The following is an 11,682-nucleotide window of genomic DNA, read 5'->3' as shown; positions in this document are numbered from 1 at the left end:
TTGAAACGGCTATTAGGCCGTTTTTTTGTTTTCTGTAATACTACAGGGGAAGCACCTACTTGGGCCAAACTTCATATTATGGAGTAAACCTGTGTAATGAATTTTAAGGGAGATAACAGATGGGTAATGAAGAATCTGGCCATAAACGGACCTCCCCTCTTATATCTGTGGGAGTGCTTATAACCGGAAACAGTTACAGCATATTTTATTCCGGGGGAAAAACTGCTCGCTTGTATAAAGAGCTGATCCTGTGGGGAAGAAAAAAGAATATCTTGATATTTTTTTTCCATCCCCTGGATGTATCATGGAAGGGGAAAAAAATCAAAGGCATTACATTAGATAAAAATAATCGCTGGATCTTTAAATATTTCGATTTTCCACCTGTTATATATAATCGACTTTCCTACAGAAGTGATGAAAAAAAAGCCTATATACAAAATATCTTTCAAAAATTTCAAAATAATAATATTTATATATTTAATACAAGATTTTTAAATAAATGGGAGGTATATCTGACATTAAAAAATCATCCCGATATGACTCCTTTTTTACCTGCAACTGTGCCTTTTTCCAAAACATCTCTCAAGCAATTTACCAGCCTGTATTCTGACGTCTTTCTAAAACCTCAGAATAGCAGCCTGGGAAAGGGAATTATAAAAATTTCAAAGTCTCCTTATAAAAAAGGGTTTATTTTTGCATGTGCAGATGAAAAACCTTTAAGGTGGATTAAATGCAGCTCATATCAGGATTTATACAATAAATTATTAAAATATATGGGATATCCCAAATCTTATCTGCTGCAGGAAGGCATTAAACTAGCACAGTATAAAGGAAGGGTATTTGATTTAAGAACCCAGATACAAAAAAACGGTCATGGAAAATGGACTTTAACCGGTATAGGGGTACGAGTAGCTGCTCCGGATCGTTTTGTGACCCATATCCCCAACGGCGGGAAAGCTGCTTCTTTTGAAGAAGTAATAAGCCTTGTTTTTAATCATGAAAAATTAAGGGACATAAAATCAGATATAAACTTTATATGTGAGAATGTACCCCTCATTTTGGAAAAGGATTTAGATATAAACTTAGCTATACTCTCTTTAGATATTGGCATAGATGAAAAAGGCAATCTCTATATATTTGAGGTAAATTCCAAACCAGCCAGTTTTGATGAAGAACATATACGGCAAAACCACCTTGAACTTCTTACCGACTATTTTATTTTTGTTGCCCATTCCATTTCTAAAAGGAAGGCTTAATAACATGAATATTGTATTATTCTATTCTCCAAATGAAACGGGAGAAGAGTTAAAAAATTTCATCCAAAACGAATGGCAGGATGTAAAGATAAACTATGTCCAGATAAATCAATCTGAATATATGGAAATACACATCCTTGATAAATATTCAGAACATAGATTGGTGATAAATTCCCCGGAAGCTATAAACAATCTGCAAAAAGAAAAATTTAAAGAAATACTGGATATGAATAATGTCCCTTATGTCAATGAAAATAACAGTGATAGGATAAACCGTGTTTATGAATTACTGATATGTGATTTTAACATTATATCAATACGGGTAAAACCTTCATCCAAAACTAAAGAATCATCAAGATATATACGGGAGATTGATAATCCCAAAATAACAGATATGGCTAAAAAAGCTGTCTATTCTTTGGGTTTGGATATAGCTAAAGTAGTCATAATTTTAAATACGCGCAAACAATATAAATTAAGTTATATAGATTCATCCCCCGTACTGCGCAAAAAAGAAATAGAAGCAGTTAAATCCTATATCAAAAAAATGTGGGAAATAGAAAATATAAAAAATAAAGAAGTAAAAATGGGAGCCGATCCTGAATTTATGATAATTAATTCCAAAACACAAAAAATAATAGCCGCATCTGATTTTTTCCCCCGGGAAGGTATAGTAGGATGTGACAACATAAGAATGCCGAATCGCCAGCAACGACCCATCGCTGAAATAAGGCCTAAACCTACTCCATCCCCTCTTGAACTTACGCAAAATATAAAGCAGGCCTTACTGTCAGCCAATAAATTAGCCCCTTACAAAAATATTAAATGGCTGGCAGGCAGTCAGCCATTTAATGGCTATTATATAGGAGGACATATCCACTTCAGCAATATTGATCTTAATTTTAAGCTTTTACGAGCTTTAGACAACTATTTGGGAATAATAGTTTCTTTAATTGAGAATCCTTCAACTGCTGCCAGGAGAAGAAAAAAATATGGATTTATGGGGGATTTTAGAAAGAAAGAACATGGGGGATTTGAATACCGTACCCCTGGGAGCTGGCTCATTTCTCCTTATATAACTGCTGCTGTACTATGTCTAGCCAAGATTGTAGCCAGCCGGTATCCTTATTTGTCCGCCAATTATTTATGTTCAGCAGAAGTGCAAAAAGCTTTTTATACAGGAGACCAGAAATATCTTAAAAAATATTTTAATTATTTATGGAATGATATACAAAATACAGATATGTATAGTATCTACCGGGAATATCTTAAAATAATTCCGGAGATGGTAGAAAAAGATATAATCTGGGACGAAACTGTTGATTTCCGCATTTTTTGGAATATTACCCCTAAACGTGTATATGACAAAAGTAGAACCAATATAGGTCAAATAAGCATGTCTGCAAGCCAGCAAACAAGAATCAGCAGAATATCAATAAGCAATAGAGGTACCACCATACAAAATACCAGTACCAGAAATAGAAACCGGAGGGTTAATAACATATCGCCAATACGAATCAACCGCTCCGGCCAGACGAGAAGAAACTGATTTTTTGGCAGCTCTTTTATCTCATGCCTAATTCTTTTAATAATATTTCAGCAGCCTTTAATTGATAATTTATACGTTCAGATAAGTCCTGTTTTTGAGCAGTTTCAAATATAAAACTTTTTACTCCTAAAAATTCTGCGCTGGCCCGGGACAAACTCCCCTGGACAGGATAACGGAGCAGAGAAAATTGTTTATAGGAGGTTTTTATGCCAGAATTCAGTGTATTAACTATCTTTTCACTTATTCTTTTGGTATCAGAATCAGGGTAATATATGAGGGTTTGTCCTACCGAATCAGTAGACGAGCTTTTATAAAAATCATATCCCTCATGCATATCCATCAGCCAGTCTACATTATATTCCTTTACTACCCTGTATATAGCTCTAGCCAGTACTGTATCACCAGACTCCGAGCTTCTTGTAGGGAAAGAACGGTTCAAATCAGCTTCGCCTTCAACATATCTTTTATTAGCCTGTACAGCCAGTTTGTTTGCTTGTGGCAAAACCAGCAGAGTACCGCAATTTATTTTCCATTCCTTAATCTTTTCTGCCGCTTTATAGCCTGCAGCTTCATTGCCATGTACCCCTCCGACAATCATTACGGTGGGACCTGGTTTAGAACTGCGGATTATGTAAAGTTCCGTTGCCCATTTGGTACCTGCAGCCACTGTTTTTACTTCAGTTGATGAAGTTTGGATAGTAGTTGTAACTGGTGACTTTACAGGAGCCTCAGGCTGAATATTATATGTATTTGAGCTTACAGTATAATATGTATAAGTTTTCCCATTAATGGTAGTTGTAACAGGCGTATATGTATTATATATAGCAGAGCTGCCAGGTGAATCATAAGTTGTAACCTTATAATCTATAGGTCCTGAGTAAGTTATGGTAACAGCATCTGCTATATCAGTATGTAAAAAAGGAAGTGAAAAACTGCAAAAAGTAAAAAGTGTTGCGTGTGCCAATCGTCGTTTGAAGTTGCTTACCTTTTTCATCTGCTATCATTCCTTTCCTGAAGTTATTGTTTTTTCGCAATTAAGTAAGCAACTTCAATTTTCGACAAAAACTAGCAAAAACCTTCTCGTTTTTCTTAGTAAATTAAGGGAAGAATGTAAAAGTATGATAAAAAATTTTTTATTAGTTTCTTGACTTTAGCCATTTTTTTGTTAAGATATTATTGTTATTTTTATACCATATTAATTGTTATTATGGTACAATAGAAAATAAATGGGTATATTTTGTCGAAAAACTAATGAATGTAAAATTTAGCTATAAATTAATGGGGTGAAGAAATGAACATTGAGCAATTTGAAATTTTCCGTACTATTGCACAGGTAAAAAGTTTCACCAGGGCTGCTAAAATACTGAACTTTACTCAGCCTGCTATAAGCTCACAGATTAAATCATTGGAGCAGTATTACAATGTTGAACTTTTTGAACGCGGCAGTAATGGAGTAAAACTTACTGAAGCAGGCAAAAAGTTTTATGAATATGGGGAAAAAATACTGGCTCTATTTAATGAACTGGAAACTGAACTTGCTAAAATAAGCGGTTCTACCAAAGAATTTATAAAACTGGGGGCAAGTAATTCGCCAGGCAATTATTTTTTGCCTTCAGCCATAAAGATTTTTAAGGCTCGTAACCCCAATGCTTATGTAAGGGTAAATATCGCCCATTCGTATGAAATTATAGAAGCTCTAAGAGAAAGAAGCCTGGATATAGGAGTAGTTGAAGGGGATATGAGCTATGGTCCAGATATAGAAAGGCATAAGATATTAAGCAACAAATTGGTTTTGGTGGCACCAGCTAATGAAAAGTGGAAAAAAATACGCAATATCAGTATTAAAGACTTAATGACTGAACCTTTTATTGCTAGAGAGGAAGAATCCACCCTGCGCTATCTGTTTAATTCTTATCTAAAAAGCATAGGATATAATTTGGATGATATGAATATTGTAATGGAAATAACCAACTGGGAAGCCATGAAACAGGCAGTTTTAAACAATGTAGGTTTAGCTATAATACCTTATCCGGTAGTGGAAAAAGAAATCAAGGAAGGCAAGCTGGTGGAAATAACACTGGAAGGGGAAAACCTGCAGCTGAGCTGGAATATAGAAGTGGTAATACGCAGCGGTGAGACCCTTACTGGACTAAAAAAAGAGCTTTTTGAATTTTTGACTTCTCCTGATACTATCTGGAAAGCTGAAGAAGAGCATATTGCCAAAAATAAAATGCGCTTTATATAAGTTATATAAACTATCATTCAGCTTATTGCCAAAAAGGCAAAGTCACTACTCGACTTTGCCTTTTTATTTTTTCTTGACATTTTAATATGGTTATAATAAAATTTGACTTGCTTATACATATAGGGGGTATATGTATAAGCAAGTCAATAATTCAAAGGAGGTAATATAAAATGGAATTTTATTATATTAAAAGTAACCGCATATTTACGCCTTTGCGCAAATATATCTGGCTTTTTATTTTGTTAGTTGCTGTAGGGGGGCTGTGGTATCCTAAATTGGGATTATTAATGATACCAATAATGCTTACTCTTATGATAATGGGAACCCTGAAAGGTAAATACTGGTGCGGCAATATATGCCCACATGGAAGCCTTTTTGACGGAATAATTATGCCAGTAAGCCGTAATGTTTCATTACCAGCCTTTCTAAAACATAAAGCAACTATATTTTTGATGTTTGTATGGTTTATGTATATGCTGGGAAGCAGACTGGCTAAAGTAATATCTATATGGGGAACAACTCCATTTGTTGATAAGTTAGGCTATATATTTGTAATGAATTATCTAGTAGTAACTATATTAGGCAGTATTTTAGCAATTACTGTTGCGCCTAGAGCCTGGTGCAGAATCTGTCCTATGGGGACCATGCAAATTCTTTTTTATAAATTAGGTAATTTATTAAAACTAAATCATAAAACAGATGAAAAAGTTACTATAGCCAACAAGGACATGTGCCACATATGTGGAAAATGTGCACGTGTTTGCCCGATGCAGCTAACTCCCTATCTGGAGTTTAATGATGATAATCAGCTTAATAACGAGCACTGCATAAGATGCCAAACATGTGTAAAAAACTGCCCAGCCGGAATTTTATCGATAAATACCCGAAAAGAAGCCTTATACATTAAAGAAAAGCATGCAAACGAAGTAGCTATTAAACCAGTAGAAATTACAGCTCAAATAATTGACATACTTGAACTTAATGCAGATACCCGTGAATATATTTTTAAACTCTTAAATCCTTCAACGATAAGTTTCAAGGCAGGGCAATTTATACTTGTAAAAATACAGGATAATCCTATGATGTACAGGGCTTACTCCATATCTTATTACAACAAAGGAATTCTTAAAATTATTGTTAAAAAAGTTCCCAAAGGATACGGAACCAATATAATATTTAACAATTTCAAAAAAGGGGACAGGGTTCTTTTAAGAGGCCCTCTGGGGCATGCGATGATTATTAAAAATCCTTCTGCTGAAAAATTTCTTTTCGTGGCAGGCGGAATAGGAATAACTCCATTTTTGCCTATGACCCAGGAAGCTTTAGAAAAAGGCGCAGCCGAAATAAAGCTGATTCATGGAGTAAATAATAAAAATGAGCTTATTTATAATGAACACTTTATCGAATTAATGAAAAATCATTCTAATTTCGAATATATTCCTGTTGTATCCAGTGATAAAAAATGGAAGGGAAAAAAAGGGTTAGTAACTGATGCAATGCGCGAACTTGATCTAAATGGATATAAAATATACATGTGTGGTTCACCAGCTATGATTGAAGCCTGCCTGAACTTGTTAAATGAAGCTGGAGTAGAAAAAGAAAGTATTTATTACGAAACTGCGTAGATATTAAAAGTAACCAGGCTGTATATACAAAGCTGTATATACAAAGCTGTATATACAAATCGGCTTTACTTTATCAGCAGCCTGGTTTTTTTATAATTTTATAAACTTCCTATAATGAACATTATGTAAACCAATTCATTTTTGCCTTAAAATGCACCTAAAAACATACTTATCCTCCTGAATCTCCATCAGGAGGATAAGTATTCATTTCTTCATTTTTATTTATTTTTCATTTTCATTTCTTCAATCTTTTTTCTTAAAAGCCAGCGCAAAAATTCTTTCAGTTTTTCTTCTAAATCAGCTCTTTTTTTCCAGCCTATTAAAACAATTAATACTAAAGCCCAAAACCATTTGTTATATAAAAAATTAAAAGTAGCAGCTATGAAATTAGGGATTTCTCTTTTAGCTACCGAATAGTCAGCAACAATATCAGCCTGTACCAGAGGTTTGCCTTTTAAATAAACCTGGCAGATTCCTATCCTGCTTCCCTTTTTTACGGGGGCATTAATTTCACCAGGCGATATGATTTTATAAGTCATATATTTTATTTCATCATCGCTGGCTGCTATCTTCAAATCTTCATTTAGGGATATTTTTAAAGTCTTAGCTTCTCCACCATTTACTTTTACTTCTTCACCCACCTGTTTCTTTGAAGCTATATTAAATAATTTATAGTTGTTAAATCCATAATCTAACATGTTGATTAAATCTTCATAAACCGAGGGGGAATTCATAGAAACCGCTATCAATACCATATCCCCCTTTTTGGCAGCTCCTACCACACAATTGCCTGCCCTTTTGGTATATCCTGTTTTTACCCCAATAGCTCCTTCGTAACGGTACAGTAACCTGTTCATATTGATTAGTATACGATCTTCTTTAGGTCCCGGTATAATTTTTTGCCTGGTTGCCATGATAACAGCCAAATCTTTATGTTTCAAAGCTTCCCTGCTTAATATAGCAAGATCATAAGCTGAACTATAGTGCCCTTCTGCATCTAGCCCATGAGGATTAACATAGTGAGTATTTTTTAATCCCAGTTCAGCTGCTTTCCTGTTCATTAATCTTACAAAAGCTTCCTCACTGCCAGCTATACTTTCAGCCAGGGCTACAGAAGCATCATTAGCCGATCTCAGCATCAGGGCATACAGCAATTCACGTCGGGTTAACTCTTCCTCTTCTTCTAGATAAATGGTACACTCGGGAATACTGGCTGCGTATGAGCTTATTTTTACTTTTTTATCCAGATCACCTTTTTCCGCTACTAAAAGAGCCGTCATTATTTTGGTTAAACTGGCCATAGGCAGTTTTTCATAAGCATTCTTTTCATAAAGTATGCGCCCCGAAGCAGCATCTATTAATATGGCGGATTTTCCGTTTATTTCAAGAGTTTCCGATGCATTCACATTATTCCAGATATTAAGAATGTTAACAGGAGCTAAAACTAATAACAATGATATAACAGTATAGAGGAATAATCTAAATTTTTTTGGCATATATACTTTTTCTCCCTGCTTCGATTTTTGCTAAAGTCAGTAAATCATCTTAATTATAATTTATTATCTATTGTTTTATTAATCAATTCTCATCTGCTGTACAAATGATAACTAAGCAAGCAGGATAAAACCAGGTTTTGGCTTAACGATATCATCGGGCCTTCACCTTGTCAACATGTACGGTAGTTGAAGCATACATATTTTTATTAATAAGATTTTCCACTTCATGAGCCACATCATGAGCCGCTTCCATTGACAAATCGTCTTCTACCTCAATATGAAGAGAAATGGCTTTATTAGCACCATAACTGTGGACATTTATGTCATGAGCTGAAACTACTCCTTCTACTGAACAGGCCAGGTCAGAAATTTTGGCTATATCTTCAGCATCACTCTCCCCAATAATCTTGGATGAGGCATCCATAAATATTTCTATTCCAGTATAGATAATCAATACTGAGACAGCTAAACCTAGTACGGCATCAACTTTATAATAGCCATATTGGGAAGCAAATATGGCTACAGCAACTAAAACCGAAGCTACTGCATCTGTACGGTGATGCCAGGCATCTGCAATCAAGGCTGATGCCTTTATTCTATTCCCCAGATCAATAGAAATACGTGACATCAATTCTTTCAACAAACCGGCTAAAACCATGAAGAATGCAATCCCTATGCTTCCTTCTACTATGGTATGCGTTCTTAAACGGGTAAAAGATTCCAGGCCAAATTTTATGCCTACCCCTATAAGCATCAAAGATATAATTAATGTAGCTATAAATTCAATCCTGCCATGTCCGTAAGGATGTTTTTCATCTGGAGGTATAGATGAAAGTTTAAAACCTAAAAGAACCATAAAGGAAGTTAACACATCTGATGCAGTATGTACTGCATCAGCAAGCAGGGCTATACTATTCAAAATTATTCCGAATATAAATTTGATTAGAGCCAGAATCAAGTTCCCTATTATACTTATCCAGGCTTCCAGATAGGCTATCTTTTTCCTTTCCACTGGATTGTTTATATCATTCAGATTTGTTTTCTTCCTTAAAAGCCTGGTAAGCAGAAAATCGTTAATTTTCACTGTAAGCAAATCCATTCTTATCTCCCCCCCTAAAAATTAAAAAATTACCGCAGAACTTCAATAATATGTATTGCAGTCCCGCGGTAATTCCGCTGCCCACTACCAGGGCCCGGCTTCTAGAAAAGCCTGACCTTGTTTTTCTTAATATTTCATTAAGCATAAAAATAACATATATATCATGAATATGTCAAATATTAGATAAAAATTCTCTTCTTTTTATAGGGAAGTATATATATTGCCTTCCTCTTTCCCCCCTTTTCTGGACCTAAAAGTACTGCACATAGTATCATCAGCGCTATTTACCCTGAGGTTGTTACTGGAACGAATTTCAACTGCATCAGCTGTACAGGCATTATTGCTGTTATATAAACACTCTTCGCACATGCACTTAACAATTCTGGACATGATATTTTTTCTCCTTTCGGTTATAAAAAGTAATCTTTATTTTTCCTAATTATGACCGAATTATAACTAATATATGCAATAGGAAGCAAAAAATTTAAAATTTATTTTCCTTTAAATACTGCTTCCCTTCTTTCTATAAAAGCCCTTATTCCTTCCTGAGCATCTTCACTCTGCATTATAGGTCCTATATCAGGGAACAATCTTTCTAAAGCTGCTTTATTTCCCTGGATTTGCGCAATACGAGCCGAACGAAGTATGGCCTGTACTCCTAAAGGAGCTTGTTTAGCAATGCGGTGAGCAATTTCTAGAGCCCGTTCAAATTGTTTACCTACCTCAGTTACCTCCTGCACCAAACCAAGTCGATAAGCTTCTTCTGCCGTTATTTCATCCCCCGTAAGCAGATAGCGCATGGCATTAGCCCAGCCGATTTCCTGGAAAAGCCTTACTGTTGCTCCCCCTACTGGATAAATACCTCTTTTTACTTCAATTTGTGCCAGACGGGTGTTGGCTGCTGCTATCCGCACATCGGTAGTCAGCAGCATTTCAAACCCGATAGTATAACAAATACCCTGTACCGCCATTACTAAAGGTTTGCTGAGCCTGCGATCTTCATCAAGCCCAAAAGGATCAATCAAGCTTTCATCTAAATCCGGCAATTTGCCCTGGCTGAAGATAGGAGCCCATTCCACCAAATCCAATCCTGCTGTAAAATGTTCACCATGAGCAAAAACCAACCCACACCATAAATCCGGATCTCGATGCAGTTTGCCGTAAGCAGCCGCCAGTTCCATATACATTTCCACATCCAGAGCATTTCTCTTTTCTGGCCTATTCATCCCTATAAGCAAAACATGTCCATCCCTCTCCACAGTAACTTTAGGCATAAAAATATCCCCCCTGAAATTACTCCTGTTTACTTATGTTTATACCAAAATTTACTGCCGGTCAAGTATTTATATAAAAACAAACTAGCTCCCATCAGCTGGTGAGCTAGTTGCAGGTCATAATCTATAATTCTTAATATCAAAAAAACTTTTCTTTTATAGCTTCAAAAATAACCTTTTCCAGATCCTGACGTTTTATCTTTTTAGTTTGCACCACATTTTCACAGGGCCTAAAATGTATGATTGCCTCTTCTAAATTAGGATCATGTTCCAAATCAATTGCCTGTTCATTATTGCTGCAAAATATATGTCTACTTCCTATTTTTGCTCACCTCCCAGTTTCAAATGTCTGAGCTTTCCTTTATTTTTAACCAGAAGTATTTCTGCCATTATGCTGAAAGCAATTTCTACCGGTGTATCCCCTCCCAGATCTAACCCTATAGGAGCATATATCTTGTTCAATTTTTCATCAGTTATTCCCTGGCTTTTGAGTTTTTCCAAAGCTGCAGAAACTTTGCGCCTGCTGCCTATCATTCCGATATATCCCGCATTACGGTTTATAACTGCCTGTAAGGCTTCTTCATCACTGGCATGTCCACGGGTAACAATAACTATATAGCAGTTATCATCCACTGGATATTCAGTTAACATGGTTTTAATATCACCTAATCTTATCTCATCAGCCTCGGGAAATCTCTCCTGATTACCAAATTCAGGCCTGTCTTCAAAGATAACCGTATAAAAACCTAGAAATTTTGCCAGTTTATAAACTTCATACGCGACATGTCCGCCGCCTACCAGCAGAAGTTTGGGCTTAGGAATAAAAACCCTTATAAAAACTTCCACTTTTCCTCCACAAATCATGTTGAGGCTTTCCCTGACCTCCTGGTTGGTCAGCTCAAAAGCAAAAACCTCATTTCGACCATCCCTAAGGCATTCCCTGGCTCTTTTTATAACTTCCCCTTCCAGGCTTCCTCCTCCCACTGTACCTGTGGTAGTTCCATCCTCTAAAACAGCCATCATAGCCCCTTCGGGGGAAGGGCTGGATCCCCAAATGCGGGTAACCATAGCCAGGGCTACTTTCCTTCCTTCATTCATTTCTTTTACAACTTTATCTAAAATTATGTTTTCCATATCC

At 35.8% G+C, this 11,682-nt stretch carries 11 protein-coding genes; 4 read left to right on the top strand and 7 right to left on the bottom strand.

Annotated features, from left to right (window positions below):
• The first annotated feature begins 119 nt into the window (after positions 1-119).
• A complete protein-coding gene (locus tag ACZ42E_RS05290; RefSeq protein ID WP_464893406.1) occupies positions 120-1,256 on the top strand; it encodes a YheC/YheD family endospore coat-associated protein in 1,137 nt (378 codons plus the stop codon).
• A gap of 4 nt (positions 1,257-1,260) precedes the next feature.
• Positions 1,261-2,805: a putative amidoligase domain-containing protein gene (locus ACZ42E_RS05285; RefSeq protein ID WP_464893405.1), complete on the top strand. Its 1,545-nt coding sequence runs from the start codon at positions 1,261-1,263 to the stop codon at positions 2,803-2,805.
• A 16-nt stretch (positions 2,806-2,821) separates the two neighbouring features.
• Here ACZ42E_RS05285 and ACZ42E_RS05280 read toward each other — a convergent pair whose 3' ends face one another.
• Positions 2,822-3,799: a M99 family carboxypeptidase catalytic domain-containing protein gene (locus ACZ42E_RS05280; protein ID WP_464893404.1), complete on the bottom strand. Its 978-nt coding sequence runs from the start codon at positions 3,797-3,799 to the stop codon at positions 2,822-2,824.
• A gap of 297 nt (positions 3,800-4,096) precedes the next feature.
• Here ACZ42E_RS05280 and ACZ42E_RS05275 point away from each other — a divergent pair, with 297 nt between their 5' ends.
• Complete coding sequence (locus tag ACZ42E_RS05275) at positions 4,097-5,050, top strand: LysR substrate-binding domain-containing protein (RefSeq protein WP_464893403.1); 954 nt, start codon at positions 4,097-4,099, stop codon at positions 5,048-5,050.
• Between the two features lie 170 nt (positions 5,051-5,220).
• Positions 5,221-6,675 (top strand): 4Fe-4S binding protein, encoded by a 1,455-nt coding sequence (locus ACZ42E_RS05270; RefSeq protein WP_464893402.1) that lies wholly within the window; start codon positions 5,221-5,223, stop codon positions 6,673-6,675.
• Positions 6,676-6,893: 218 nt separating this feature from the next.
• Here ACZ42E_RS05270 and ACZ42E_RS05265 read toward each other — a convergent pair whose 3' ends face one another.
• The 6 genes from ACZ42E_RS05265 to ACZ42E_RS05240 all read right to left on the bottom strand — a co-directional run bounded on the left by ACZ42E_RS05265 (position 6,894) and on the right by ACZ42E_RS05240 (position 11,678).
• Positions 6,894-8,171, bottom strand: a complete 1,278-nt coding sequence (locus ACZ42E_RS05265; protein WP_464893401.1) for a D-alanyl-D-alanine carboxypeptidase family protein — start codon at positions 8,169-8,171, stop codon at positions 6,894-6,896.
• Between the two features lie 151 nt (positions 8,172-8,322).
• Entirely contained in the window at positions 8,323-9,270 is a 948-nt protein-coding gene (locus ACZ42E_RS05260) for a cation diffusion facilitator family transporter (RefSeq protein WP_464893400.1), read from the bottom strand.
• Between the two features lie 201 nt (positions 9,271-9,471).
• Positions 9,472-9,660, bottom strand: a complete 189-nt coding sequence (locus ACZ42E_RS05255) for a DUF1540 domain-containing protein (protein WP_464893399.1) — start codon at positions 9,658-9,660, stop codon at positions 9,472-9,474.
• Positions 9,661-9,761: 101 nt separating this feature from the next.
• The gene (locus tag ACZ42E_RS05250; protein WP_464893398.1) at positions 9,762-10,544 is read right to left on the bottom strand and encodes a crotonase/enoyl-CoA hydratase family protein; all 783 of its coding nucleotides are present in this window, start codon (positions 10,542-10,544) and stop codon (positions 9,762-9,764) included.
• Positions 10,545-10,683: 139 nt separating this feature from the next.
• Positions 10,684-10,818 (bottom strand): hypothetical protein, encoded by a 135-nt coding sequence (locus ACZ42E_RS05245; protein ID WP_464893397.1) that lies wholly within the window; start codon positions 10,816-10,818, stop codon positions 10,684-10,686.
• A 44-nt stretch (positions 10,819-10,862) separates the two neighbouring features.
• Positions 10,863-11,678 carry an XdhC family protein gene (locus tag ACZ42E_RS05240; protein WP_464893396.1) on the bottom strand — a complete coding sequence of 272 codons (816 nt, stop codon included), beginning with the start codon at positions 11,676-11,678 and terminating at the stop codon, positions 10,863-10,865.
• Positions 11,679-11,682 lie beyond the last annotated feature (4 nt).

The sequence above is a fragment of the Thermosyntropha tengcongensis genome (assembly GCF_055381335.1).
Note: the sequence above shows the minus strand (reverse complement) of the source record. Positions and strands in the feature narration are given on the sequence as shown.